This window comes from Chelativorans salis, from assembly GCF_025336525.1.
Taxonomy (GTDB): Bacteria; Pseudomonadota; Alphaproteobacteria; order Rhizobiales; family Rhizobiaceae; genus Chelativorans; species Chelativorans salis.
The window spans coordinates 294,122-320,415 of sequence record NZ_JAOCZP010000003.1 but is presented as its reverse complement, the minus strand read 5'-3'; the positions used below and the strand labels follow the sequence as shown (position 1 = coordinate 320,415).

26 protein-coding genes are annotated in these 26,294 nt (G+C 64.6%); 16 read left to right on the top strand and 10 right to left on the bottom strand.

Annotation, left to right across the window (positions count from 1 at the left end; translation table 11 throughout):
• Positions 1 to 52: 52 nt before the first annotated feature.
• Genes N5A92_RS11630 through topA form a run of 4 tightly spaced genes read right to left on the bottom strand, consistent with a single transcriptional unit; the run spans position 53 to position 6,104 of the window.
• Positions 53 to 793 (bottom strand): NUDIX hydrolase, encoded by a 741-nt coding sequence (locus N5A92_RS11630; protein ID WP_260903584.1) that lies wholly within the window; start codon positions 791 to 793, stop codon positions 53 to 55.
• A 22-nt stretch (positions 794 to 815) separates the two neighbouring features.
• Positions 816 to 1,247, bottom strand: coding sequence for a DUF983 domain-containing protein (locus N5A92_RS11625; RefSeq protein WP_260902752.1), 432 nt, complete (start codon positions 1,245 to 1,247; stop codon positions 816 to 818).
• Entirely contained in the window at positions 1,247 to 3,553 is a 2,307-nt protein-coding gene (rnr, locus tag N5A92_RS11620) for a ribonuclease R (protein ID WP_260902750.1), read from the bottom strand. Before rnr ends, N5A92_RS11625 begins: the two co-directional genes overlap by 1 nt.
• 4 nt (positions 3,554 to 3,557) lie before the next feature.
• On the bottom strand, positions 3,558 to 6,104 hold the full coding sequence (gene topA, locus N5A92_RS11615) for a type I DNA topoisomerase (RefSeq protein WP_260902749.1): 2,547 nt from the start codon (positions 6,102 to 6,104) through the stop codon (positions 3,558 to 3,560).
• Positions 6,105 to 6,408: 304 nt separating this feature from the next.
• Between topA and N5A92_RS11610 the strand changes: the two genes are divergently transcribed.
• Complete coding sequence (locus N5A92_RS11610) at positions 6,409 to 6,639, top strand: hypothetical protein (protein WP_260902747.1); 231 nt, start codon at positions 6,409 to 6,411, stop codon at positions 6,637 to 6,639.
• Here the strand turns inward: N5A92_RS11610 and dprA are convergent.
• From dprA to N5A92_RS11590, 4 genes are read right to left on the bottom strand one after another with little or no spacing between them, the layout of a single operon-like run.
• The gene (gene dprA / locus N5A92_RS11605) at positions 6,601 to 7,725 is read right to left on the bottom strand and encodes a DNA-processing protein DprA (protein ID WP_260902745.1); all 1,125 of its coding nucleotides are present in this window, start codon (positions 7,723 to 7,725) and stop codon (positions 6,601 to 6,603) included. The two genes, N5A92_RS11610 and dprA, sit on opposite strands and share 39 nt — an antisense overlap.
• Complete coding sequence (gene plsY, locus N5A92_RS11600; protein ID WP_260902743.1) at positions 7,722 to 8,336, bottom strand: glycerol-3-phosphate 1-O-acyltransferase PlsY; 615 nt, start codon at positions 8,334 to 8,336, stop codon at positions 7,722 to 7,724. The genes dprA and plsY overlap by 4 nt, the downstream gene beginning before the upstream one ends.
• A 21-nt stretch (positions 8,337 to 8,357) precedes the next feature.
• Positions 8,358 to 9,644, bottom strand: coding sequence for a dihydroorotase (locus N5A92_RS11595; RefSeq protein ID WP_260902741.1), 1,287 nt, complete (start codon positions 9,642 to 9,644; stop codon positions 8,358 to 8,360).
• On the bottom strand, positions 9,641 to 10,603 hold the full coding sequence (locus N5A92_RS11590) for an aspartate carbamoyltransferase catalytic subunit (protein ID WP_260902740.1): 963 nt from the start codon (positions 10,601 to 10,603) through the stop codon (positions 9,641 to 9,643). Before N5A92_RS11590 ends, N5A92_RS11595 begins: the two co-directional genes overlap by 4 nt.
• 161 nt (positions 10,604 to 10,764) lie before the next feature.
• On the opposite strand from N5A92_RS11590, the gene N5A92_RS11585 reads away from it, so the two are divergent.
• Both N5A92_RS11585 and N5A92_RS11580 read left to right on the top strand, forming a co-directional pair.
• Entirely contained in the window at positions 10,765 to 12,393 is a 1,629-nt protein-coding gene (locus N5A92_RS11585) for an acyl-CoA dehydrogenase family protein (protein ID WP_260902738.1), read from the top strand.
• 120 nt (positions 12,394 to 12,513) lie between these two features.
• Positions 12,514 to 12,858 carry a DUF6105 family protein gene (locus tag N5A92_RS11580; protein ID WP_260902737.1) on the top strand — a complete coding sequence of 115 codons (345 nt, stop codon included), beginning with the start codon at positions 12,514 to 12,516 and terminating at the stop codon, positions 12,856 to 12,858.
• Here N5A92_RS11580 and ruvX read toward each other — a convergent pair.
• Positions 12,797 to 13,282 (bottom strand): Holliday junction resolvase RuvX, encoded by a 486-nt coding sequence (ruvX, locus tag N5A92_RS11575; RefSeq protein WP_260902735.1) that lies wholly within the window; start codon positions 13,280 to 13,282, stop codon positions 12,797 to 12,799. The two genes, N5A92_RS11580 and ruvX, sit on opposite strands and share 62 nt — an antisense overlap.
• Before the next feature lie 73 nt (positions 13,283 to 13,355).
• Here ruvX and N5A92_RS11570 point away from each other — a divergent pair, with 73 nt between their 5' ends.
• From N5A92_RS11570 to N5A92_RS11520, 11 genes are all read left to right on the top strand, one after another.
• Positions 13,356 to 14,063, top strand: a complete 708-nt coding sequence (locus N5A92_RS11570; protein WP_260902734.1) for a metal-dependent hydrolase — start codon at positions 13,356 to 13,358, stop codon at positions 14,061 to 14,063.
• Positions 14,064 to 14,165: 102 nt separating this feature from the next.
• On the top strand, positions 14,166 to 14,453 hold the full coding sequence (gatC, locus tag N5A92_RS11565) for an Asp-tRNA(Asn)/Glu-tRNA(Gln) amidotransferase subunit GatC (protein ID WP_260902733.1): 288 nt from the start codon (positions 14,166 to 14,168) through the stop codon (positions 14,451 to 14,453).
• A 5-nt stretch (positions 14,454 to 14,458) separates the two neighbouring features.
• Entirely contained in the window at positions 14,459 to 14,941 is a 483-nt protein-coding gene (locus tag N5A92_RS11560) for a GNAT family N-acetyltransferase (RefSeq protein ID WP_260902732.1), read from the top strand.
• A complete protein-coding gene (gene gatA / locus N5A92_RS11555; protein ID WP_260902731.1) occupies positions 14,941 to 16,428 on the top strand; it encodes an Asp-tRNA(Asn)/Glu-tRNA(Gln) amidotransferase subunit GatA in 1,488 nt (495 codons plus the stop codon). The genes N5A92_RS11560 and gatA overlap by 1 nt, the downstream gene beginning before the upstream one ends.
• Before the next feature lie 44 nt (positions 16,429 to 16,472).
• Positions 16,473 to 17,270, top strand: a complete 798-nt coding sequence (locus tag N5A92_RS11550) for a YdcF family protein (protein WP_260902730.1) — start codon at positions 16,473 to 16,475, stop codon at positions 17,268 to 17,270.
• Between the two features lie 251 nt (positions 17,271 to 17,521).
• Positions 17,522 to 17,650, top strand: coding sequence for a hypothetical protein (locus tag N5A92_RS11545; protein ID WP_260902729.1), 129 nt, complete (start codon positions 17,522 to 17,524; stop codon positions 17,648 to 17,650).
• A 154-nt stretch (positions 17,651 to 17,804) separates the two neighbouring features.
• Positions 17,805 to 19,205 (top strand): L-serine ammonia-lyase, encoded by a 1,401-nt coding sequence (locus N5A92_RS11540; protein ID WP_260902728.1) that lies wholly within the window; start codon positions 17,805 to 17,807, stop codon positions 19,203 to 19,205.
• Complete coding sequence (locus tag N5A92_RS11535) at positions 19,189 to 19,758, top strand: GFA family protein (RefSeq protein ID WP_313958407.1); 570 nt, start codon at positions 19,189 to 19,191, stop codon at positions 19,756 to 19,758. The genes N5A92_RS11540 and N5A92_RS11535 overlap by 17 nt, the downstream gene beginning before the upstream one ends.
• Positions 19,759 to 19,831: 73 nt before the next feature.
• Positions 19,832 to 20,266 (top strand): DUF1489 family protein, encoded by a 435-nt coding sequence (locus N5A92_RS11530; protein WP_260902725.1) that lies wholly within the window; start codon positions 19,832 to 19,834, stop codon positions 20,264 to 20,266.
• A gap of 48 nt (positions 20,267 to 20,314) precedes the next feature.
• On the top strand, positions 20,315 to 21,046 hold the full coding sequence (locus N5A92_RS11525; protein ID WP_260902724.1) for a VWA domain-containing protein: 732 nt from the start codon (positions 20,315 to 20,317) through the stop codon (positions 21,044 to 21,046).
• Positions 21,043 to 21,738, top strand: a complete 696-nt coding sequence (locus N5A92_RS11520) for a DnaJ domain-containing protein (protein ID WP_260902723.1) — start codon at positions 21,043 to 21,045, stop codon at positions 21,736 to 21,738. Before N5A92_RS11525 ends, N5A92_RS11520 begins: the two co-directional genes overlap by 4 nt.
• 35 nt (positions 21,739 to 21,773) lie before the next feature.
• Here the strand turns inward: N5A92_RS11520 and N5A92_RS11515 are convergent, their stop codons facing one another.
• On the bottom strand, positions 21,774 to 23,102 hold the full coding sequence (locus tag N5A92_RS11515) for a D-alanyl-D-alanine carboxypeptidase (protein ID WP_260902722.1): 1,329 nt from the start codon (positions 23,100 to 23,102) through the stop codon (positions 21,774 to 21,776).
• 342 nt (positions 23,103 to 23,444) lie between these two features.
• On the opposite strand from N5A92_RS11515, the gene clpS reads away from it, so the two are divergent.
• Positions 23,445 to 23,789, top strand: a complete 345-nt coding sequence (gene clpS / locus N5A92_RS11510; RefSeq protein ID WP_159586472.1) for an ATP-dependent Clp protease adapter ClpS — start codon at positions 23,445 to 23,447, stop codon at positions 23,787 to 23,789.
• 8 nt (positions 23,790 to 23,797) lie between these two features.
• Positions 23,798 to 26,239, top strand: coding sequence for an ATP-dependent Clp protease ATP-binding subunit ClpA (gene clpA / locus N5A92_RS11505; protein WP_260902721.1), 2,442 nt, complete (start codon positions 23,798 to 23,800; stop codon positions 26,237 to 26,239).
• Positions 26,240 to 26,294: the final 55 nt, after the last annotated feature.

The window sequence follows — 26,294 nt, the reverse complement described above, 5'->3', positions numbered from 1 at the left end:
TAAAGACAATGCCCGGAATGTCAAGTATGCAGCGAAGGGAGTGCTGCGGCTCCTATAGAACCACCCGCATGAATCTGTTCGCGCGCATGAAATAGAAGGGCACCGGGCCGCCCGGTGAAAGCTCGGGATCGGTGGCGAGACGCTTGTCCAGATCGTCAAGCACGGTGCGGGTGATGACAGGGACTTCGGCCTCTATGGCCTCGCCGATCGGCAGCCAGACGATCTCCTCCAATTCATCCGTCGGCCCGCCCTCCGCAAGCTCCACCGCAACCTGATCGCGCCAGGCGGCAAGGAATCGCGTGTCGAAGCGGCGCACTCGGCCGGGCGGGGTGATGGCGCGGGCGATATAGCGCAACCCGTCGAGCGAGGGCCTGATGCCGTGCTCGGCGAAACCCTGCCAGTGCCGGCTTTTCGTCGAGAAGGCGTCCTTGCGCCCGATGAGCAGGCCCGCTTCCTCATACGTCTCGCGGAGGGCCGAGAGCGCGATGGCACGGGCCCGCGCGGAGGAGGCGCGGGCTCCGGAGCCGATCAGCTTGGCCTCCTCGTCCGGATGCAACGGACGGACGACGGGAATGCGGCTGTCAGTCGGGTCCGTGCGACCGCCGGGGAAGACGAAGCGGCCGGGCATGAAGGCATGGCGACGGTGCCTGCGGCCCATCAAGACGAAGGGCGCGCCCGCGCGCCGCTCGATAACGATGAGCGTGGCGGCATCGCGCGGGCGCATTGGCCGGCCGCCAAGTGCGAAGTCGCGCGATTCGGCCACGTCGAGCTCAGCTCGCGTCATCCCCTCCATGCGCGCCTCTCCCGCGGCCATGTCAGCGCTCGGGACACGTTTCGACGATATCTTCCTCGCCGCCGAATCCGTGCATGCGCAGCGCCCATTGCAGGCCCACGACGGCGCCCTTCACGGGGCCGATGAGGGCGAGCGACATCAACAGCGTCAGCGGAGTCCAGAGGGCCATGTGCAGCCAGGTCGGCCAGTCCGTCATCGCCTGGACGCCCATGAAGGCACCGATCACCACATGGCCGACGATGACGATTACCAGATAGGCGGGCAGGTCGTCGGCGCGGTGATGGCTGATCTCCTCGCCGCAGGCCTGGCACTCGTCAACAGTCTTCAGGAAGGCGCGGAAGAGCCGGCCGCGGCCGCAATGGGGGCACTTGCCGAAGAAGCCGCGCCGCATCGCCTCGTAGACCGGCCGCGCCGGCTCTTCTGCTTCCTTGGCGCCGAATACCCGTTCGTCCATCATCGTCTCCTGGCCTTCGGCGGACGCTGAGCCGCACGCCTGGCAGTCCTTGTTGTGCCCCGCTTCGCCTTGTGCAGCGATTTCGACGAGCCGGGAAGGCGCTCAGGCTCGCTGATCATCTCGAAGCGCATGGAGCCCGCCAAGGGCGCCACCTCAACAAGGCGGACATCGACGCCATCGCCGAGCTGGTACCCGCGTCCGCTTTTCTGGCCGACCAGCGCGTGGCGGGGCTCGTCATAGATATAGTAGTCATCACCGAGAGACGAGACCGGAATGAAGCCATCGGCGCCGTATTGGGGCAGGAGCACGAAGATGCCGGCCTTGGTCACGCCGGAGATGCGGGCGGAGAATTCTTCGTCGATGCGATGGGCCAGATGCTCGGCCACCAGCCGGTCCACCGTCTCGCGCTCGGCCGCCATGGCGCGTCGCTCGGTGGCCGAGATGAGGGCCGAAATTTCCTCCAGGCGCTCCTCGTCTTCCGGTCGCAGACCATCCGGGCCGAAGCCCCTGGCTGCGATCAGCGCCCGGTGAACGATCAGGTCCGCATAGCGACGGATGGGCGAGGTGAAATGTGCGTAGCGGCGCAGATTCAGGCCGAAATGGCCAATGTTTTCCGGTGTGTAGATGGCCTGACTCTGGCTACGCAGAACCACCTCGTTGACCAGCTGCTCCTGCTCCGTGCCCGCCACGCGGGCAAGGATGTTGTTGAATTGAGCGGGCCGCAACGCCGCGCCGCGCGCCAGCGACGTGCCGAGCGAGGCGAGGAACTCGCGCAAGGATTCCTGCTTGGCGAGCGAGGGCTGGTCGTGCACGCGGTAGACGAGCGACTGACGGGCCGCCTCGAGCGTCTCGGCGGCGGCCACGTTGGCTTGGATCATGAACTCCTCGATGAGCTTGTGTGCATCGAGGCGCGGCGGCACTATGACGCGGTCGACGGTGCCGTCGGGCTTGAGCAGAATCTTGCGTTCCGGCAGGTCGAGCTCCAGCGGCTCTCGCGCCGAGCGCCCGCGCTTCAGGATGGCGTAGGCATCCCACAGCGGGCGCAGAACCGGGTCGAGAAGGGGCCCGGTCTTGTCGTCCGGCTGGCCGTCGATCGCCGCTTGGGTCTGCTGATAAGAGAGACGGGCGGCGGAGCGCATCATAATGCGGTGGAAGCTGTGGCCGATCTTGCGGCCGTCGGACGCGAAGCGCATACGCACAGCGAGTGCCGGCCGCGCTTCGCCTTCGCGCAGCGAGCACAGCTCGTTGGAGATGCGCTCGGGCAGCATGGGCACGACGCGATCGGGGAAATAGACCGAATTGCCCCGCCTCAGTGCCTCGCGGTCGAGGGCGGAGCCTGACCGCACGTAGTGCGCCACGTCAGCGATGGCGACGGTGACGATCACGCCGCCGCGATTCTTCTCGTCCGGGTCGGGTTTGGCGAAGACGGCATCGTCATGGTCTTTGGCGTCGGCCGGATCGATGGTGATAAGCGGCAGCTTGCGCCAGTCCTCGCGGCCCTTGGTCGTGGCGGGTTCGGCGGCCTCCGCCTCTTCCAGTACGCCGTCGGGGAAGATGTGCGGAATTTCGTGGGCATGGATGGCGATGAGCGAGACAGCCTTTTCGGTGGCGATCGAGCCCACAACCTCGAGAACCTTGGCCTTCGGCAAACCGTAGCGCGCGCGGGTGACCGGCTCCACCTCGACGAGATCGCCGTGTTTTGCGCCCTTGCGAAAGTCCTCGTCGACCACAAGTTCCGGCTGGCGCCGCTCTACCGGCTCTATGCGCAGGGAACCGTCGGGGAGTTCGCGGAAGACGCCGAGCACGGCGCGCCGACGCTTTTCGAACACCTTCATGACACGGCCGGTATAGGCCGGTCCCGTCTCGTCCTCGGCAGGGAAAACGCGGGCAAGCACCCGGTCACCGATGCCGGCTGCCGCCGTCCTGCCGCCCTTCTGGGCGCGGATGGCGACGATGGGCGCAGGCCCTTCATGCTCCTCGTCGAGCTCGGCGGGGCGGGCGAGCAGGCCGCCTTCGGCATCGCGTGAGAAGATGTCGAGCACGACCACGTGGGGCAGGGCGCCGGGACGCAGGATCTTCTTGCGCCGCTTTTTCACAAGGCCCTCGTCCTGCAGCCCGCGCAGCATGTCCTTCAGCCAGATACGGTCGCCGCTCTTGATGTTGAAGGCCTTGGCGATCTCGCGTTTTCCCGAGCGGTCGGGATTTTCAGTGATGAAGCGCAGGACTTCATCGCGCGAAGGCAGGTGGGCATTGCCGCTCTCGGCCTTGGCCGCCGGCCTGCCTCGCCGTGTGGTCCCGCGCGCCAACCGATCAGCTCCGGCTCTTGCCGCGTGCCGGTTTCTTGCCGCCCTTGGCGGCCTTGGCGGCAATCAGCTCCAGCGCCTCTTCCTTGGTGACAGACATGGGATCCTTCCCCTTCGGCAGGGTTGCGTTGACCTTGCCGAAATTCACATAGGGCCCGTAGCGGCCATCGCGCACGGTGATGACTCCGCCGCCGTCGGGATGTTCCCCGAGTTCCTTGAGGGCTGCCGGCTTGGCGCGCCCGTTACCTTTCGCCCTCTTCTCCGCGAGGAGCGAGACGGCACGGTTGAGGCCGACGGAGAAAACCTCTTCGACCGACTCCAGATTGGCGTAGGTGCCGTCATGCAGCAGGAAGGGGCCGTAGCGGCCGATGCCGGCCGAGATCATCTTGCCTGTCTCGGGGTGCGGGCCGACGTCGCGCGGCAGCGAAAGCAGCGCCAGGGCGCGCTCGTGGTCGAGGCTTTCCGGCGTCCAGCCCTTGGGCAGGCTTGCACGCTTGGCCTCCTTGCCCTCGCCGCGCTGCACGTAAGGCCCGAAGCGGCCGGAGCGAAGCGTGATCTCCTCGCCCGTGTAGGGGTCGGCGCCCAGCACCTTGTTGCCGTCCACGCCGGCTTCCGCGCCGCCGTTCTCGCCATTCTCGCCGAGCTGGCGCGTGTAGTCGCACTCGGGATAGTTGGAGCAGCCGACGAAGGCGCCATAGCGGCCGAGCTTCAGGGACAGCTTTCCGGCGCCGCATTTGGGGCAAAGGCGAGGATCGCCGTCGTGCTCGCGCGGCGGGAAGACCAGCGGTGCCAGCTCCTCGTTGAGCGCGTCGAGCACGTCCGACACGCGCAGTTCCTTGATGTCGCCGACGGCACGGGAGAACTCCTGCCAGAAGTCGCGCAGCACCTCCTTCCAGGAAAGCCTGCCATCGGAAATCTCGTCGAGTTTTTCTTCGAGGTCGGCTGTGAAGTCGTATTCGACGTAGCGCCGGAAAAAGTTCTCCAGAAAGGCGGTGACGATGCGACCCTTGGCCTGCGGCACGAGTCGGCGCTTGTCGATCGTCACATAGTCGCGATCTTCCAGGGTCTTGAGCGTGGCGGCGTAGGTCGAAGGGCGACCGATGCCGAGCTCCTCCATCTTCTTGATGAGGGACGCTTCCGAATAGCGCGGCGGCGGTTCGGTCGTGTGCTTGGTAACGTCAATCTTGTTGCGCTCAAGCGTCTCGCCGGAGTTGATCTCCGGCAGGCGGCGGTTCTCCTCATCCTCCTTGTCGTCTTCCTTGATCTCGGAATAGGCGGCAAGGAAGCCGTCGAAGCGGATAACGGAGCCGACGGCGCGCAGGCCGGCCGTGCGGCCGGCGCCTTTCGCCTCGATCTCCACGGTCGTGCGCTCGATTTCGGCTGCCTGCATCTGGCTGGCGATAGCGCGCTTCCAGACCATCTCATAGAGGCGCGCCTGGTCGGCATCGACATATTTGCGGACCTGGTCCGGCGTGCGCGAGAAGTCGGTGGGGCGGATGGCCTCGTGCGCTTCCTGCGCGTTCTTGGCCTTTACGGAGTAGAACCGCGGCTTCTCCGGCAGGTAGCGGTCGCCGAACGTCTTGCCGACGGCGGCACGCGCCTGGTCCAGCGCCTCCGGTGCCATCTGCACGCCGTCGGTTCGCATATAGGTGATGAGGCCGGTGGTCTCGCCGCCGATATCGACGCCCTCGTAGAGGCGCTGGGCCACCTGCATGGTGCGCGAGGCGGAAAAGCCGAGGCGCGAGGAAGCGGCCTGCTGTAGGGTCGAGGTGGTGAAAGGCGGGCCAGGATTGCGACGTGTCGGTTTGGCCTCGACGGAGAGTACCTTGTAGGAAGCGCCGTCCAGCATGGCCTTTATGCCGTCGGCTTCCTCCTGGCTCTTGATGTCGAGTTTCTGCAGTTTCTTGCCGTCGAGGACCGTCAGCCGCGCCTCAAAGGTGTCCTTGCGCGGCGTGTCGAGAGCAGCAGCGATCTGCCAGTAGTCTTCGCGGATGAAGCGCTCGATCTCGGCCTCGCGGTCGCAGACGAGCCTGAGCGCGACGGATTGGACGCGGCCGGCCGAGCGGGCGCCGGGCAGCTTGCGCCACAAGACGGGCGATAGCGTGAAGCCGACGAGGTAGTCGAGCGCGCGGCGCGCGAGATAGGCATCCACAAGCGAGGCATCCACCTCGCGCGGCTCGGCCATGGCATCGAGCACCGCCTTCTTGGTGATGGCGTTGAAGACGACGCGGCGCACCGGCTTGTCCTTGAGTGCCCGCTTCTGGCGCAGCACCTCCAGAACGTGCCAGGAGATCGCCTCGCCCTCGCGGTCGGGGTCGGTGGCGAGCACCAGGCCATCGGCATCCTTCATCGCCTTGGCGATGTCGGAGAGGCGCTTGGCAGACGGGCTGTCGACGGCCCAGGACATGGCGAAGTCCTCATCCGGACGCACCGAGCCGTCCTTGGCGGGCAGGTCGCGCACATGGCCGAAGGAGGCTAGGACCTTGAAATCCTTACCCAAGTATTTATTGATTGTTTTCGCCTTGGCCGGCGACTCGACGATGACGACATCCATAGACGGGTATTACCTTGTTCGGCACCAAGGCGGTGCCGTTATTGCGTTTCCAAGCCTCACGGGCCCGGCCAGCACGTGACATGGCTGTGCTTTCCGCCGCGGTCAAGGCCCCAATCGCATTTCACGCTGTTGGCAGGGTGTGCAATCCTTGGGTGCGGCACATCGATTTTGCACTTATTTGTATATATATTTCTTCAAGCGGACAAAGAGGCCCCGGGGAAGCGAAGGGTACCTATACAAAGTGGGGAAAAGGGGCGGACAGGAGGGCGAGACCAGGGGCAAGAGGCGAGGGGAGTATGGCCGGATGGTCCGGATATCCTATGGACGGCAACGCAATGAGACCTTGGATTACGTGCAGGCAATGCTTGGCCAGCTTTCGGTGATGGCCAGGGGCGAGCGCTGTGACATGCTCACCTACCTGATCGAGATGGCCTATGTGGAGGTCAGCGATATCCTGCGCGGTCAGTATCCGCCTCAGGTACAGTCGAAGGAATCCTCACCGCCCACCCATGAGCAGCGAAACGCTCCCTCCTGAGTGCCGCTCCAGCCGGCCGGCAAGGTCGAGCTCGAGCAGAATCAGGGATACCTGTGCTGGGTGAAGCCCCGTATGACGGATGATCTCGTCGATGCCGACGGGCGTGGGGCCGAGCGCTTCCAACACGCGGGCGCGCTCGTCGTCGCCGGGCGGTGGGGCGGCCAGAGAATCCGACGGCTCCTCCATCTCGCGCTCCGGCGGCGGCTGGCCGACGAGAGGAGCGATGGCATCGAGAACGTCCTCCGCGCCGGTTGTCAGGATGGCACCATCCTTGAGCAGCTTGTTGGTACCCGCCGCGCGCGGGTCGAGCGGTGAGCCGGGCACGGCGAAGACGAGCCGTCCCATCTCGTTGGCCAGCCGGGCGCTGATGAGCGAACCGGAGCGACTGGCTGCCTCGACCACCACGAGTCCGTACGCCATGCCGGCGACGATGCGGTTGCGGCGTGGAAAGTCCCTGGCGCGCGGCGTCCAGCCGAAGGGCATTTCCGTAAGCACCGCGCCGCGCTCGGCGATCTCGGCGAACAGCACGTCGTTTTCCGGTGGATAGGGCCGGTCGAGCCCACCTGCCATCGCCGCCGCCGTGCCGGTTTCGATGCTGCCTCTGTGGGCGGCGGCGTCGATGCCGCGCGCCAAACCGGAGGCGACGAGGTAACCCTGACGCCCGAGCTCCACGGCGATGCGCTGCGCCAGCTTGATACCGGCGAGCGAGGCGTTGCGCGCGCCGACGATGGCGATGGTCGGTTCACGCAGGAGGTCAAGCCGCCCTTTTGCGGCGATCAGCGGCGGCGGATGGTCGGCGCGCGCCAAAAGCGGTGGATAATGCGCCTCTCCGATGGCGACGAAACAGGCGCCCATGCGGTGCGCTAGGTCCAGTTCCGCGTCGACTTCCGCCTCGGAAGGAATTCTGATCCGCTGAGCGCCGCCCTTGTGAGCCAGCTCTGGAAGCGCCGCAAGGGCGGCTTCCGCCGAGCCGAAGCGGTTTATGAGATCGCGGAAGGTGGCGGGACCGACGTTTTCTGTACGGATGAGGCGCAACCAGGCGCGGCGCTGTCGGTCATTGAGCCGGCGTTCGGCGCCGGTGCTCAACCCTTTGCCCCGATGCGTGTCTCACGACCTTGAACGAGCCGGATGATGTTGGTCCGGTGCTTGAGGAAGACCAACAGGCTGAGGACGACGAAAAGCTGCGCCGGCTGGACAAGTCCGAGGAGATAAAGCGCGACGGGAACGCTCACTGCAGCCACGAGGGCGGCGAGCGAGGAATAGCGTGTGATGAACGCAACCGCGAGCCAAGCGACGGCGAATACCACCGCACCCTGCCATGCCAAGGCGGTAAGAACGCCGAGATATGTCGCCACCCCCTTGCCGCCCTTGAAGCCGAGCCAGACAGGAAAAAGATGGCCGAGGAACGCGCCGAAGCCGGCGACGAGCGCATAGTCCAGGCCGTAGATGCGGGCCAGAAGCACGGCCACAGTGCCTTTCAACGCGTCGAGAACCAGAGTTAGTGCCGCCAGCCCCTTGTGTCCCGTGCGCAGCACGTTCGTCGCACCGATGTTGCCGGAGCCGATGTTGCGCACGTCACCCAGCCCCGCCATGCGCGTGATGAGAAGGCCGAAGGGGATGGAACCAAGGAGATAGCCGACGCCAAGCGCGGCGAGCAGGTAGGGCAGGGCCGTCTGCCAATCTGTCGGATCCGGCATCTCTGTCCCCTCCCGCTCCCCTTAAGCTGAAAACACTGTGGCGCCCGCAACCATGGTTTGCAAGACTCGGCCCTGCATGCGCGCACCCTCGAAGGCGGTGTTTTTCGAGAGCGAGCGGATATCCGCCTCCCGTACCAGCCACGGAGCGTCCAGGTCGACCAGCACGAGGTCCGCCGGCGCGCCGGGTTTTAAGGTGCCGCCAGGCAGGCCAAAGAGCCGCGCCGGCGCCGTCGACAGCGCCTCGACGAGGCGCAGGAGGGGCACGTCACCTGAATGATAAGGCCGAAGGGCAGCCGCAAGGAGGGTTTCCAGGCCGATGGCGCCGGCTTCGGCCTCGGCAAAGGGCAGGCGCTTGGTATCGACGTCCTGCGGGTCGTGCGAGGAAACGATGATGTCTATGGTTCCCTCCTTCAGCGCCTCGACCATCGCCAGCCGGTCGTCCTCGCCGCGCAGTGGCGGCGAGAGACGGAAGAAGGTGCGGTATTCGCCGATGTCGTTCTCGTTGAGACAGAGGTTGTTGATGCTGATACCTGCCGTGACGGATAGGCCGTCGTTCTTGGCGCGGCGGATGGCGGCGGCGGACATGGCGGTGGAGATCTCCGCCGCGTGGTAGCGTCCACCCGTCAGGCCCGCCAGCATCAGGTCGCGCGTAAGCGGGATAGATTCGGCCTCGCGGGGGATGCCTGGCAGGCCCAGCCAACTTGCCAGAAGGCCCTCGTTCATAACGCCGGAGGAGGCGAGGCCGGGATCTTGCGTGGAATGGGAGATGACGATGCCCATGTCCCGCGCATAGGTGAGAGCCCGGCGCATGACGAGCGCGCTGTCGACCGTCCGGCGCCCCTCGGTGAGCGCAACCGCGCCGGCCTCGTGCAGAAGACCGAATTCGCTCAGGTCGCTGCCGGCAAGGCCCTTGGTGATGGCGGCGGCGGGGAAGACGTTGACCAGCGCCGTCTCGCGCGCTGTGCGCAGGACGAATTCGACCAGTGCCACGTCGTCGATGACCGGAGCTGTGTCCGGCATCATGATGAAGGAAGTGACGCCGCCGGCAGCGGCCGCCTGGCTGGCCGAGGCGATGGTCTCGCGGTGCTCGGCTCCCGGTTCGCCGACGAAAACGCGTGCGTCGATGAGGCCGGGAAGGATCGCCTTGCCGGCGCAGTCGACTGCCCTGGCGCCTTCGGGCGCGCCCTGGTTCAACGCCCCGGCACCGGCAGCGCGGATGACACCGCCTTCGACGACGACGGTGCCGGTCTCGTCGAGCCCGCGCGAGGGGTCGACGATGCGGGCGTTGGCGAAGACGGTGGCGCTCATGCCACGCCCCCCGCGTTGCGGCGCGGGTCGAGCAGCGCTTCCATCACCGCCATGCGCACGGCGACCCCCATCTCCACCTGCTCCTGGATCACACTCTGTGGGCCGTCGGCCACTTCCGATGCAATCTCGACGCCGCGGTTCATGGGGCCTGGATGCATGACCAGTGCGTCCTTCTTCGCAGCTTTCAGCTTCTGTGAGTCGAGACCGAAGAAGCGGAAATATTCGCGCACCGAGGGCACGAAGCTGCCGGCCATGCGCTCGCGCTGCAGCCTCAGCATCATCACCACGTCGGCGCCCTTCAGCCCATCCTCCATAGTGGTGAAGGGTTCGACGCCCATCTGCTCGACGCCCGCCGGCAGTAGCGTGGAGGGAGCGACGACGCGCACCCGCGCGCCCAAGGCATTGAGCAGAATGATGTTGGAGCGGGCAACGCGCGAGTGCAGGATGTCACCGCAGATGGCGACCGTAAGGCCAGCGAGCCGGCCTTTGGCGCGGCGTATGGTGAGGGCATCGAGAAGCGCCTGGGTGGGATGCTCGTGCGCCCCGTCGCCGGCATTGACGACAGAGCAGCCAACCTTCTGTGCCAGGAGTGCAGCTGCCCCCGCAGCCGAATGGCGGATGACGAGGATGTCGGGGCGCATGGCATTGAGCGTGGCCGCGGTGTCGAGCAGGGTTTCGCCCTTCTTGGTCGACGAACTCGCCACCGACATATTCATGACGTCGGCGCCCATCCGCTTGCCCGCCAGCTCGAAGGAGGACTGGGTGCGCGTAGAGGCTTCGTAGAAGAGATTGATCTGCGTGCGCCCTCGCAGGGTAGCGAGCTTCTTCTCCGGCTGGCGCGAAACGGCGACCGCGGCGTCGGCCCTGTCGAGCAGCATTTCTATGTCTGCGGGCGACAGGCTTTTGATGCCAAGCAGGTGGCGGTGCGGGAAGAGCGGAAAGGCCAGCGTGTCTGTCATCTCAAGGGGTTGCTATAGGCGCGTGCAGTTCTTCTCGCAAGCTGGAGAAAAGCCTGTGGGGCGTTTCTCCCGACAATTTTCAATGGAAATGGAAAGGGGTTAGGCTCATATCACAAAAAGCGGAACTTACCGTAAAGCCGGAACGGCAAAGGAAATTTTGCGTGAACCACGAGGTAACAAACCAGCCGCCCCCCATCAGCGGAACGAACGCTTGGCGGTCCGACCCGCTTCTTGTCCAACTTAGCGAGAATTTTTCCGAGCCGGTGCGCAAGGAGCTGGAGACGCTGGGCCGTTTCGTGCGTAACCAGGATGCGCAAGACCTGGCACGGCTGGCAAATACGGAAGTGCCGACGCTCAAAACCCATGACCGCTATGGACACCGTGCGGATATCGTCGAGTACCACCCGGCTTATCATGCGCTGATGCGCCGTTCCGTGGGCGCCGGCATCCATTCTTCCATCTGGGAGGAGAACGAGCCGGAGAAGGGGCGGCGCCACCAGGCACGGGCGGCACGCTTCTATCTCACCGCACAGCTTGAGCTCGGCCACCTCTGCCCGCTCACCATGACCAACGCTTCGCTGGCAGCGCTGATGGCCAACCCGGATATCTTCCGCATCTGGGCGCCGCGCGTGATCGCCCGCAAGTACGACCATTCCAACCGCCCCGCAGCCCAGAAGCAGGGTGTGACGCTCGGCATGGGCATGACGGAGAAGCAGGGCGGCACCGATGTGCGCGCCAACACGACCGTCGCCGAGCCTGCCGGCGATGGGCTTTTCCGAATCACCGGGCACAAATGGTTCATGTCCGCGCCCATGAGCGACGGTTTCCTGGTGCTGGCGCAGGCGAGGGAGGGGCTTTCCTGTTTCCTCCTGCCGCGTGTCAGCGAAGACGGATCGGCCAATGGCTTCCGCTTCCAACGGCTGAAGGACAAGCTCGGCAACCGCTCCAATGCCTCCTCGGAGGTCGAGTTCGAAGGTGCGCTGGGCTTTCCCGTCGGCGAATTGGGGCATGGCATCCGCACCATCATGGATATGGTAACATTGACGCGGCTAGACTGTGCAATGGGTTCGGCCGGGCTGATGCGTGCTTCCCTGGCCGAGGCGGTGCACCACGCGCGCCATCGGCAGGTCTTCGGTAAGACGCTGGTCGAGCAGCCGCTGATGCAGCGTGTGCTGGCCGATCTCGCGCTCGACGTGGCGGCAGCCACTGCGCTTTCCTTCCGCCTTGCCCGCTCGTTTGACGAGGCGGCGGCAAATCGCGCCGACGCTGCTTTTGCTCGGGTGATGACACCGGTGGTGAAATATTGGGTCTGCAAGATCGCGCCCGCCGTCACCTATGAGGCGATGGAGTGCCTCGGCGGCAACGGCTATGTCGAGGAAGCGCCGCTCGCCCGCCATTATCGCGAGGCGCCGGTCAACGCCATCTGGGAGGGCTCCGGCAACGTCATGGCGCTCGACGTGCTGCGCGTGCTTTCGCGCAATGCCGGTCTCTTCGACGAGGTGCTGGCGAGCATCCACAGCGACCTTGGCGAACCCGGTCGCGGCACTGTGGAGGTGCTCAAGGCAGCGATCCGGGTATGCCAGTCGGACGAGGGCTCCGCACGCATCCTGACCGAGCAGCTTGCCCTTGCCGCCGCCGCTGCGGAGTTGAGGCGGCTGGGGGCGGGGCGGGTGGCCGACGCTTTCATCGAAACGCGCCTCGCTGGCCAATGGCGCGGCACCTACGGCATGCTCGACGCGCGCCATGATGCAGCGGCGATCGTGGAGATGCTGTATCCGGATGCGGGGTAGAGCCCCCCGGTAGAGCCTCGGTGCTGCCGGTATTAACCCTAACGAATGGTAAGCGTTGCGCTCGGCGTGCCGGGAAGCCAGTGTCGATTCCACGCCGGAATGCGGCAATGGAGGGGCTCTATGCGCTACATCCTGATTTTCTGGGCGCTGCCGATGAGCCTTATCTGGGGCTGGTATTTCCTGTCCTTCAACGACATCAATTTCGGCTTCGTGATGCTCACCCGGCAGATGCACGATCTCGTCTTCGAGATCTACGGCCAGATTCTGGGAATTGAGCCATCGGCTCTGCCGCCGCTGCTTGTGCGGGCTTGTGTGGTCGATACGTTCATTCTGCTGGCGATTCTCGCTTTCCGCCGCCGCCGCGCCATCCGCGCGTGGATCGCCGAGCGGCGGGGCGGTCGAACTACTCGCGCGAGGATGCCGTCCGCAGCGCCTGAAGCCGGTCGAGCGCCCCTTGCAGGATGAAGGCGGCGGCCGCCGAATCGATGCGGCCGGCGCGCTTCGCCCGCGAGACGTCCATCTCGATCAGCACCCGCTCGGCGGCTACCGTCGAAAGCCGCTCGTCCCAGAAAACGAAGGGCAGGTCGCTCATCGCAGACAGGTTGCGCACGAAGGCGCGGGTGGACTGGGCGCGCGGGCCTTCGCTGCCGTCCATGTTGACCGGTAGACCGACGACCACCGCGGCAGCCTTCTCGCGGGCGAGCTGATCGAGCAGGGTTTTCGCATCCTGGGTGAATTTTTTCCGCGCGATCATCGGCCGCGGCGAGGCGAGCGACAGACCGAGATCGGAGATGGCGAGGCCGATGGTCTTGGTGCCGAGATCGATGCCCGCTAACGGGTGGCCTGCGGGCAAGGTCTCGGCGAGTTCTTCAATGGAAAGCACACCCATGACCACGGCCTTTTCTTTGACTCGGTGACGGCTCGTTCTATCCTCCAAAACCTCAACAAGCGAGGAGCGTGGAATGAAAATCACCTGGTACGGCCACTCAGCCTTCAGGATCGAGGCAAGCGGTGCGAACATCCTCATCGACCCCTTCCTGAGCGACAATCCGTCGTGGGACGGCGGCTGGGAGGATCCGGCGAAGGGCATCACCCATGTGCTGCTCACCCACGGGCACAGCGACCATCTGGGCGATTCGCTTGCCGTCCTGGAGAAGACGGGCGCCATGCTGGTCGCCAATTTCGAGATATGCATGTATCTCGTCGGGCAGGGCGTCAGTCAGGAGAGGATCAATCCCACCAATCTCGGCGGCACGGTGGATTGCGGCGGCTTCACCACCACCTTCGTGCAGGCGCTTCATTCCTCCTCCTTCCCGCTGGATGACGGAAACAACGTCTATCTCGGCAATCCCGCCGGGCTGGTGCTGCATTTCCCGCAGGACAAGACGCTCTACCACATGGGCGACACGGACATCTTCGGCGACATGGCGCTGATCCAGGAACTGCACCAGCCGGATATCGGCATCGTGCCCATCGGCGACCGCTTCACCATGGGCGGTGCGGTGGCCGCGCTCGCCTGCCGGCGCTTCTTCCAGTTCGAGACGGTCATCCCGTGCCACTACGCCTCCTTCCCCATCGTCGACCAGTCAGCAGAGAAATTTATCGAGGGCATGAAGGGGACCGACACCAAGGTGCTGACGCCGGAGCGCGGCAAGCCGGTGGAGCTTTAGGCAGGAGCTTTAGACGGCGGCTTTTTCTGTGATGGTTGTTGCGCCCCGCGCCGGGCGCGACTATAGCCCTGTGCCATTGTTTCCCTGGCAAGGAAGAGCAGCATGTCCGTCGATATCGAGACCGTGAAGCGCGTCGCGAAGCTGGCCAGAATTGCCGTCGACGACGAGGAGGCGGGCCGCATGACCGGCGAGCTCAACGCCATTCTCGGCTTCGTTGAGCAGTTGGGCGAGGTGGACGTCACCGACGTGGAGCCGATGACCTCGGTGATCCCCACGGCAATAAAGATGCGCCAGGACGAGGTGACCGACGGCAGCAAGGCCAAGGACATCGTCGCCAACGCGCCGGCGGGCGACGACAATTTCTTCGTCGTGCCGAAGGTGGTGGAGTAGCGGCGATGGCAATTGTGATCACCGTCGAGACGCCGTTGCAGGACGATGTGCGGGCGATGGTGGAAGAATTGAACGCTCATCTGAATCCGCTCTCACCGCCCGAATTCCAGTTCCAGATGACGGCCGAGCAGATGGCGGAGCCGCATACCACCGTCTTCGTCGCGCGCAGCAGGGAGGGCGTCGCCACGGGCATGGGCTCCCTGAAGGTGCACGACGCGCGGCTGGCCGAGGTGAAGCGCATGTGGACGCGGCCTGCCTGGCGCGGCGGCGGCGTCGGCCGGTTGTTGCTGCAGGCAGTAGAAGCCCTAGCGCGCGAGAAGGGCATCCATCGCTTGGCGCTGGAAACCGGCGGGACAGACGGCTTCACAGCCACCTGGCGGTTCTACGAAGCGGGCGGTTTCCGCCGCTGCAGCGCGTTCCTGGACTACCCGGACACGGAATATTCCCGATTCTACGAGAAACTCCTTATCGAAGAAAAAGCGGCCTGATGACCGATTCCAGCCTGACCCAACTGACCATCGCCCAAGCCCGCGAGAAACTCGCGGCGCGCGACATCTCCGCGCTCGAGCTGACCGAATCCTACCTGGCCGCCATCGAGGCGGCGAACGGCGCGCTCAACGCTTATGTAGCGGTGACGCCGGACAAGGCGCGCGAGATGGCCAAGGCTTCCGACGCCCGCATCGCCAAGGGTGAGGCCGGCGCGCTGGAAGGTATTCCGCTCGGTATCAAGGATCTTTTTGCGACCGAGGGCGTCCATACGCAGGCCGCCAGCCACATCCTCGACCATTTCGAGCCGCGCTACGAATCCACCGTCACCGCCAATCTGTGGGCGGACGGCGCGGTGATGCTCGGCAAGCTCAACATGGACGAGTTCGCCATGGGCTCGTCCAACGAGACCTCCTACTACGGCCCGGTGGTCAATCCCTGGCGGGCCGAGGGCGACAACAAGGCGCTGGTGCCTGGCGGCTCGTCCGGCGGCTCGGCGGCCGCGGTCGCCGCATGGTTGTGCGCGGGCGCCACGGCGACCGATACGGGCGGCTCCATTCGCCAGCCTGCCGCCTTCACCGCCACCGTCGGCATCAAGCCCACCTACGGGCGCTGCTCGCGCTGGGGCATTGTCGCCTTTGCCTCCTCGCTCGACCAGGCCGGGCCGATCGCGCGCGACGTGCGCGACGCAGCGATCCTCTTGAAGTCGATGGCCTCGGTCGATCCCAGGGACACCACCTCCGTCGACCGGCCGGTGCCGGACTACGAGGCGGCAGTCGGCCAGTCGGTCAAGGGGCTGAAGATAGGCATTCCCAAGGAATATCGCATCGACGGCATGCCCGAAGAGATCGAGGCGCTGTGGCGGAAAGGCATCGAATGGATGCGCGACGCCGGCGCCGAGATCGTCGACATCTCCCTGCCGCATACGAAATATGCGCTGCCGGCCTATTACATCGTCGCGCCGGCGGAGGCTTCGTCCAACCTCGCGCGTTATGACGGCGTGCGCTACGGCCTGCGCGTGCCCGGCAGTGACGTGAGCGACATGTACGAGAAGACGCGCGCCGCCGGCTTCGGCCGCGAGGTGAAGCGGCGGGTCATGATCGGCACCTATGTGCTGTCGGCAGGCTACTACGACGCCTATTATCTCAGGGCGCAGAAGGTGCGCACGCTCATCAAGCGGGATTTCGAGGAGGCGTTCGCGGCCGGGGTCGAGGCCATTCTGACGCCGGCCACACCGTCGGCCGCCTTCGGCATCGCCGAGCAGGACATGGATGCCGACCCGGTGAAGATGTATCTCAACGACATCTTCACCGTCACGGTGAACATGGCCGGCCTGCCGGGCATCGCTGTGCCGGCGGGGCTCGACGGCAAGGGGCTGCCGCTCGGCTTGCAACTCATCGGCCGGCCCTTCGATGAAGAGACGCTGTTCCGCACCGGCTACGTCCTTGAGCAGGCGGCCGGCAAGTTCGCGCCGAAGCGCTGGTGGTAGGTTGACCGCCCGCCGCCGCGTCTGATGGCAGCGAGGCCGACGCCATGTTCCATCTCGCTTCGGCCGTCTTCTGGACCCTGATCCAGCCGGTAAATTTGACGGGGCTGCTGGTTGCGGCGTCGCTGACGGCAGCTTTGCTGCGCTGGCGGCGGCTGTCGGTTTCTCTCAGTTTGCTGGGGTTGTTGGTGCTTGGCCTGTCGGGCTGGACGACGCTCGGGGCACTCTTCCTACATCCTTTGGAGAACCGCTTTCAGCAACCGGCTGGGCCGCTTGGCGAGGTTGATGGGATCATCGTCCTTGGCGGCGGCTTCGAGGGCGCGATCAACCTGGTGCGCGGTGGCTACGAATTGAACGCCAGCGGTGACCGCTTTGTCGAGGCGGCGGTGCTCGCCCGCCGCTACCCGGGGGCGCGCCTCGTCATCTCCGGCGGCTCCGGTTCGGTCTTCCTGGCGGGCGAGGGCGATGCCGATACGGCGCCGCGGCTTCTCACCGCACTCGGCGTGGCGCCAGGGCGGATCGAGATGGAAAATCGCTCGCGCGACACCTACGAGAACGCACAGTTCTCGAAACGGCTCGTCGCTCCACAGCCCGGCGAGACCTGGCTGCTCGTGACCTCGGCTTTCCACATGCCGCGCGCCGTGGGTGCTTTCCGGCAGGCGGATTTCCCCGTCGTCCCCTGGCCGGTGGATTACAAGACATCGGGCACGGAGCGTTTCGGCCTCGCCGCCGACAACGTGCTCGATTCGCTGCGCAACACGACAACGGCAATGCGCGAATGGCTGGGACTCTTGGCCTATTGGCTGGCAGGACGGACCGACCGCCTCCTGCCTGTGCCGGACTGAGGCTGCCCGGGGCTGTGGATAGCGCCCGCATTTCGCCGTATTCGTTGAAAATTTACCAACGCCACCTTCCGAATAAGTTGTTGAAATAACTGTATTGATAGACCCACTGCAGCGGCAGGTGATGGTCCCTGGCCCACATCTTGCCGCTTTTCCTGTTGCATCGCGGCATGGAGGGGAGTATCTCCCGGCTGAAGTGATCGGCCACGGGGGCGTTTGGGCCGGCGCAAAAACAACGACTAAACGGGAATTCAATGGACGAAACCGTTCAGAAATCCTGCTGGGGCGTCACCGCCAAGGCAGTGATCGGGCTTGCCGGCATCATCCTGTTGGCCTGGCTCTTCGCCGGAAGCGAATCTCTCGCCGTGATCGCGGCGAGCTGAAAACAGAAAAACCGCTTCATTTCGAATAACAGGGCGCAGCCATTCGGCTGCGCCCTTGTTGTTTTCGCCACTTGCGATGTCGTTTCCTGACACTCATATGCGTGCCGATTCGCGCAGGGATGCGCGGGCGTTTTTGTGCGGCCGGAGTTAAAGCATGTTCCTTTCCGTGTTCGATCTCTTCAAGATCGGCATCGGCCCATCGAGTTCCCACACGATGGGGCCGATGGTGGCGGCGGAGCGTTTCCTGCGCGAGATCGGCGAAGGGGAGTGGCCGCGGCCGGCGGGCGCGCAGGTGGCACGGCTGGCGGTCAGCCTGCACGGCTCGCTTGCCTTCACCGGCATCGGGCATGCCACCGACAGGGCGGTGATACTCGGGCTTGAAGGCCTGACGCCGCTGACGGTGGATCCGGACAAGGCGGACGAGGTTCTCGACAGGATCAGGAAGACGCGGCGCCTGTGCCCGCCGGGCCATCCGGAGTACCGCTTCGATCCTGAAAGCGATCTTGCCTTCGACAGGAAAACGCCGCTGCCCGGCCACGCCAACGGCATGGCCTTCAATGCCTTCGACGCTGATGACCGGCTGCTCCTGCGGCGCATCTATTACTCGGTGGGCGGCGGCTTTGTGGTCTCCGAAGAGGAACTGCAGGCGCTGAAGGCCGAGAAGAAGCCCGCGGTCGACCGCAATGTGCCCTATCCCTTCGCAAACGCGCGCGAGATGCTGGAGATGGCCGCAAAGAGCGGGCTTTCCATAGCCGAGATGAAGCGCGCCAACGAGGAAACGCGCATGGAGGGTGCGGAGCTGGACGCCGGCCTCGACCGCATATGGCAAGCCATGCACGGCTGCATCGAGCGCGGACTGTCCCAGGACGGTGTCATGCCGGGCGGGCTGAAGGTGCGCCGCCGCGCGCGCCAGCTTCACGAGAAGCTGGAGGAGGAGTGGCGGCAGAACAAGCCCAATCCGCTCGCAGCCAACGATTGGCTGTCCGTCTACGCCATGGCGGTGAACGAGGAGAATGCCGCCGGCGGGCGCGTCGTGACCGCACCCACCAATGGTGCTGCCGGGGTCGTGCCGGCGGTACTGCGCTACTGGCTGCGCTTCCACGTCGATGCCGACCAGAACGGCGTCCGCGATTTCCTGCTGACGGCAGCGGCCGTAGGCGGCATCGTCAAGCACAACGCTTCCATCTCTGGCGCCGAGGTAGGCTGCCAGGGCGAGGTGGGCTCGGCCTCCGCCATGGCCGCCGCTGGACTGGCCGAGGTTCTGGGCGGTACGCCCGAGCAAGTGGAGAACGCCGCAGAGATCGCTCTGGAGCACCATCTGGGCATGACCTGCGATCCGGTGGCCGGCCTCGTGCAAGTACCGTGCATCGAGCGCAATGCGCTGGGTGCGGTAAAGGCCGTCACCGCCGCCTCCCTCGCCGTAAAAGGCGACGGCAAGCATTTCGTCTCTCTCGATGCGGCCGTGGAGACCATGCGCCAGACCGGGCTCGACATGAACGAGCGCTACAAGGAGACCAGCCTTGGTGGACTGGCGGTGAATGTGGTGGAGTGCTAGCGACGGAGCGACTGCGTATGCCTTCACACTCGTCGTTCGACAGGCTCACCATGAGGGAAGGCATGGCAACCGCATTGCGAGCTTCGATCACAGCGGGCCGGCGCAACGTGAACCCTCATCCCGAGCTTGTCGAAGGGGAGGGCTAGGCGCAGGACGCAAAGCGGGGGAAATCGGCATGGCGAGAATTGCGACCTGCACTTGCGGAAGTCTCCGGGCAACCTGCGTCGGAGAACCTGAAAAAGTATCGCTGTGTCATTGTTTCGCCTGCCAAAGACGGACGGGCAGCACATTCGGTATTGCTGCCTTCTTCCGAAGGGAAGATGTTCGGGTGGAGGGGCCGGCTCGGTGCTACACGCGCCCCTCCGACAGCGGCTTTCCGGTGGACTTCCACTTTTGTCCCGACTGCGGTTCGACGGTCTGGTGGGAGCCCCAGCGCAAGCCGGCGATGATCGCCGTGGCTGTCGGTTCGTTCGCTGATCCGGCCTTCCCTGCGCCGACACAAGCCGTATATGCCGAGTGCGGGCATCCGTGGGTAAGGGATAGTGTCGGCTGATCCGGGCGCGAGCTGTGGAACGCGCGCCGCAAAGCCTTTCTTCCGTCAATCTGCCGTCCTAAAAACCCCTCCCATGGCGCTTCATCTCATAAAACTCTGTGTCGGCTGCGAAAGCCCCGAGGATCTGGAGGCGTGGGTTGCCATGCGCCTCGAGGAGAAGAAGCGGCGTGGTGAGCCGGTCGAGCATTTCCACACCACGCGGATGATACCCAAGCGCCTGGCAGAGCTTACCGACGGCGGATCTCTCTATTGGGTGATCAAGGGCATGGTGCAGTGCCGGCAGCGGCTTCTTGACATCCGCCCCTTCACGGACGGTGAGGGGATTTCGCGCTGCCGCCTCGTGCTGGAGCCGGCGGTCGTGCGCACGGAGTGGCAGCCGAAGCGGCCCTTCCAGGGCTGGCGCTATTTCAAACACGAGGATGCACCGGCGGACGTGCGCTCCGGAGAGGGCGCTGACGAGATGCCGGACCACCTGCGCCGCGAACTGACCGAGCTTGGCCTCCTGTAAGGCGGTGAAGGACTTGCCAGCGACGCTCGCTCACCACATCTTGTTTCCATGAGCGATAAGAAGACGCCGGTCGAAACCGGCCGTAGGGCGGATGTCTCAAAACCGCGTTCGGATACAAGCGCGGTGGAGGCCTTTGTACGCCAGGCAAGGGCGCTCGCCGTGCCCGGCAAGGGGACAGGGCGCCTCATCCTCGCGCTCGATGCCACCATGAGCCGCCAACCCACCTGGGACCTTGCCTGCGAGATACAGGCGAAGATGTTCGACGCCGTGGGCAAGGCGGGTGCGCTTAACGTTCAGCTCGTCTATTACCGCGGCTTCGGCGAGTGCGCGGCCTCGCGTTTCGTCACCGATACGGCGGCGCTGAAGAAGCTGATGACGCGGATCGACTGCCGCGGCGGCCGCACGCAGATCGGCAAGGTGCTGTCGCACGCCTTGAAGGAGCATGAACGCGGCAAGGTGAACGCGCTGGTCTTCATCGGCGATGCGATGGAGGAGAATGTCGATGAGTTGGCCGAGCGGGCGGGCCAGTTGGGGCTCAAGGGCGTCCCCGTCTTCCTGTTCCAGGAAGGATCCGATCCGGCGGCGACCAACGCTTTCCGCGAGATTGCCCGGCTATCCAAGGGAGCTTGGTTCCGCTTCGACCGCAGCGCTGCCGACACATTGGCCAGGCTGCTCTCTTCCGTAGCTGTTTTCGCCACCGGCGGCCTTGCTGCGCTCGAGGCACGTGGCAGCGCGGAGGACCGGCTCATGATCGAGCATCTGAGCGGCGGGAGGCGATGACCGTTCCCTTTGTTGCGTTTGCGCTTTTGCTGGTGCTGCTGCTGGCTGCGCTCGTCTTCACGCGCGCAAGCCCCGCCGGCATTGCAAACGCGCTGCGGCTCGCCGGGCCTGTCGTGCTTGGTCTTGCAGGCCTGGTGATGCTGTTCACCGGCAGGGCGGGGCTAGGCGGTATGCTTCTTTCGGGGGCGGCTGCGTGGCTCGGTTCCAACCAGTTGCGCGGCAACACCAAACGAGCGGGCGGACAGCGCTCGACCGTGCGTTCAGCCGCGCTCGAAATGGAGCTCGATCACGACACGGGCGCCCTGGAGGGAGCGGTGCTTGTCGGACGCTACGAAGGAAGGCGTCTCGCCGATATGAGCTTGGAAGAGCTTTTGGCCCTCAGGGCCGAGCTCGACGGCGACGGCGAAAGCCTGCAGCTACTGGAAACGTATCTTGACAGCCGCTTTCCCGTCTGGCGCGAAAGCGCGGATGCGCACGAGAGCGGGCGGCATCGAGGCGCGCGCAGTGCGGGCCGCATGACCAAGGAGGAGGCCTACGAGGTCCTTGGTCTTAAGGCTGGAGCGCCCGCGGCGGAAATCCGCAAGGCTCATCGCCGCCTGATGCAGCGTCTGCATCCCGATATGGGCGGTTCGTCCTTTCTTGCTGCGCGCATCAACGAAGCGCGAGACGTTCTCCTGTCCGATCACGAGTAAACTCCCTGGACGCAAATACCCACCAAGCAGAGCGATCAGTTTTCCACCGCGTAACAGGCGACGTTCTTCTTCTTGAGCGTTTCGCAAGCGCGCCACGCATCCGACTTGCCCTGGAAACCGCCGAAGCGAGCCCGGTAATAGGTCCTGCCATCCATCTGGAAGACCTCGGTAAATGGAGTGACGTTCGCCAGGACGGTCGGCGCATGCTGGCTCGTCTCGGCAAGGCGGCGCTTGGCCTCGTCTTCGCTAGGCATCGAGGCGACCTGGATCACCCATCCTTCCATGGCAGTCGAAGCAGTTGACACAGGATCGAGCTCAGCCTGCGGCCTGGGGGCGGCGGCCTCTGCGAAGGCTGTAGCGCCGGCTGCCGAACCCTGTTCTTCGGCATAGGCGGTGACGGGAACTTCCTCGGGGCGGTCCGCCGGCACAGGCGCACTGCGCGGCAGCATCGCTGCGGCAACGGTCTGTGTGGCAGCGCCCCTGGCGATCAGGATTTTATCACCGCCGGTCGAAGCCTTCGGCAGGGTGCGCTGGATGAGATTGACCATATGAGCGTCACGCGAACGCGCGGTCCTGCCGCCCATCACCACGGCGACGATGCTCTTTCCGCCGGTCGATACGGAGGAAACGAGGTTGAAGCCGGAGGCGCGGATATAGCCGGTCTTGATGCCATCGACACCGGTCACGCGGCCGAGCAAGTTGTTGTGTGTGTTGATGCGGCGGCCGCCATAGGTGAACGAGCGGGTGGAGAAATAGCTGTAATATTGCGGGAAGTGCTCACGCAGTGCGATGCCGAGCCGAGCCATGTCGCGCGCCGTCGTCTTCTGTGCGCTGTTGGGCAGACCGTGGGCATTCTTGAAGGTGGTGGAGGACATGCCCAACTGGCGCGCCTTGTTCGTCATCATCGCGGCGAATTTCGCTTCCGAGCCGCCGATGAATTCGGCAACGGCCGTGGAGACGTCGTTGGCGGATCGGGTGACGAGCGCGTGAATGGCCTGCTCCACAACAATGCTCTGACCGGCCGGGACGCCGAGCTTGGTCGGTGGCTCTGCGGCTGCGTTGCGCGAGAAGGTGATGCGTGAGTTTTTGGAGATCCTGCCGCTCTCCAGCGCCTCGAAGACGAGGTAGAGTGTCATCATCTTGGTGAGCGAGGCGGGGTAGCGCGGAGCATCGGCACTATCCTCGTAGAGCACCTTGCCCGTTTTGGCGTCGAGGACGATGCCTGCGTATTTCGAATTCGCCGAGGCAGGCGGGGCTGCCGCAAGCATCAATGCCGCGGCGGTGATCGCCGCCAAGGCGAAACCGGAAGAAAGCCGAAAAACCCCCGCGAAACCTGCAAGCGCCTGACGCACGACCGCACCCATTGTATGATCTTCGTTGAGGGTCTCAACCGATCGACCCATTTCAGTTGACGGTAGGGTGGGGCCGTTACCAATTCGTTTATGGTGTCTTAAATCCTGCACAAAATTTTCCAATTCGAAGCGTATTTGAAATGGATTTGAACGAGCCCAGATTCAAAGACAGGTATTGGCACCCCTTACAGGCGGCCGCAAGCGCAGTGTTTCGAAAAATTGCGGCGACGGGCGCGCAATCCGTATTGTCAGCACGGCAGAAGGGCTTAAAATCATCAATTGAGTACTTACATGTCGCTCCTCACGGGAGGCGCGGCGGAAAGCATGGGACCAGTGACGATCGGCGAGAGCAAGATGCCAGGCGACGCTTTGCGGATGGCCCGTGAGGACGGCAACGGCACCGGGCGCGGCACGGCAGTCATTACCCGGACGCGGACGAAGACCAAGAAGCCGAGTCTCTATCGCGTGCTGCTCTTGAATGACGATTATACGCCAATGGAGTTCGTCATCCATGTTCTGGAGCGCTTCTTTCAGAAGGACCGGGAAGCGGCCACCACGATCATGCTGCACGTCCATAACCACGGCGTCGGAGAATGCGGCGTCTATACATTCGAAGTGGCCGAGACCAAAGTAGCTCAGGTCATGGATTTTGCCCGTCAGCATCAGCATCCGCTGCAATGCGTGATGGAGAAGAAATGAGGTATTGAATGCCGGCTTTCTCGCAAGGCCTGGAACGCGCGCTGCATCAGGCGCTGACCTATGCCAACGAACGCCATCACGAATATGCCACGCTTGAGCATCTTCTGCTGGCATTGATCGATGATGGCGACGCAGCCGCTGTCATGCGGGCCTGCAGCGTCGATCTCGACGAGTTGCGGCGCACGGTGCTCGACTACATCGACGGTGAGCTGGACAACCTCGTCACCGGCTATGATGAGGATTCAAAGCCGACCGCCGGTTTCCAGCGCGTCATCCAGCGCGCCGTCATCCATGTGCAGTCGTCCGGCAGGGAAGAGGTGTCGGGTGCCAACGTGCTCGTCGCCATCTTCGCCGAGCGCGAGAGCCATGCCGCCTACTTCCTCCAGGAACAGCAGATGACCCGCTATGACGCGGTGAACTACATCAGCCATGGCATTGCCAAGCGTCCTGGCGCCTCGGAAACCCGCACGCCACGCGGTGCCGACGAGGATCAGGCTGGAGCGCCCGGCGCTGAGACAGAAGAGGGCGCAAAGAAAAAGCAGCAGCAGGACGCGCTGTCGGCCTACTGCATCAACCTCAATGCCAAGGCGCGGGCAGGCCGCATCGATCCGCTGATCGGCCGCGAGCCGGAGATCAGCCGCACGATCCAGATCCTGTGCCGCCGCTCCAAGAACAACCCGCTCTATGTGGGCGATCCCGGCGTCGGCAAGACGGCGATCGCCGAGGGGCTCGCGAAGCGCATCGTCGAGGGCGATGTGCCGGAGGTGCTGCTCGATTCCACCATCTTTGCGCTCGACATGGGCACGCTGCTCGCCGGCACGCGCTATCGCGGCGATTTCGAGGAGCGGCTGAAGCAGGTCGTCAAGGAGCTGGAGGATTTCCCAGGCGCCATTCTGTTCATCGACGAGATTCATACGGTGATCGGCGCCGGTGCTACCTCCGGCGGCGCTATGGATGCGTCCAATCTGTTGAAGCCGGCGCTGTCGGCGGGCGCCATCCGCTGCATTGGCTCGACAACTTACAAGGAGTTCCGCCAGTTCTTCGAGAAGGACAGGGCGCTCGTGCGCCGCTTCCAGAAGATCGACGTCAATGAGCCGACGGTCGACGATGCCATCGAGATCATGAAGGGCCTGAAGCCCTATTTCGAGGACTTCCACCGGGTCAAATACACCAACGATGCCGTCAAGGCGGCGGTGGAGCTTTCGGCTCGCTACATCAACGACCGTAAGCTGCCTGACAAGGCCATTGACGTCATCGACGAGACCGGCGCTTCGCAGAAGCTTCTGCCCGAATCCAAGCGGCGCAAGACGATCAGCGTCAAGGAGATAGAGAGCACCATCGCCACCATGGCGCGCATCCCGCCGAAGACTGTTTCGGCCGACGACGAGAAGGTGCTTTCGGGCCTCGAGACCGAGTTGAAGCGTGTGGTCTACGGCCAGGACAAGGCGATCGAGGCGCTCGCCTCCTCGATCAAGCTCGCCCGCGCCGGCCTGCGCGAGCCGGAAAAGCCGATCGGCTCCTACCTCTTCTCGGGTCCCACCGGCGTCGGCAAGACAGAGGTCGCCCGCCAGCTCGCCGCTTCGCTTGGCGTGGAGCTGCTGCGCTTCGACATGTCCGAATACATGGAACGTCACACCGTCTCGCGACTGATCGGCGCGCCTCCGGGGTATGTCGGATTCGACCAGGGCGGTCTCCTTACCGACGGTGTCGACCAGCATCCGCACTGCGTGCTCTTGCTCGACGAGGTCGAAAAGGCGCATCCGGACCTGTTCAACATTCTGTTGCAGGTCATGGACCACGGCAAGCTGACCGATCACAACGGCAAGCGCATCGACTTCCGCAATGTCATCCTGATCATGACTACCAACGCGGGAGCGGCAGATATGGCGAGGCCCGCCATCGGTTTCGGCTCCTCGAAGCGCGAGGGCGACGACATGGAGGCGATCAACCGGCTATTCTCGCCGGAGTTCCGCAACCGGCTCGACTCCATCATTCCGTTCGGTTCGCTGCCTGTACCGGTGGTGCATCAGGTGGTTCAGAAGTTCGTCATGCAGCTCGAGGCGCAACTCGCCGAACGGCGCGTCACCTTCGACCTGTCCGACGATGCCATCGCCTGGCTTGCCGAGAAGGGCTACGACGAGCGCATGGGCGCCCGGCCTCTTGGCCGCGTCATCCAGGAGCACATCAAGAAGCCGCTTGCCGAGGAAGTTCTGTTCGGCAAGTTGAAGCGCGGCGGCACTGTGCGCGTGACGCTGGATGAGGACAAGGCCGGTTTGAAGCTCGACGCGATACCGGACGATACACCTGTGAAGCCGAAGCGCGAGACGGCGCCGGCGAAGAAGCGGAAGCAAGGCGCGGCGAAGAAAGCCAAGCCCAAGGCGAAGCGTCCGCCGGCGCGCAAGGAACCGCCGAAGCGCAGTCTGGTACCGCAGTTGCCGCGCAAGGATTGAGGCCAGTCGACTTGCTAGACGACGGGTGCGGGTCTGCTGGACCCGCGCCTTTTGT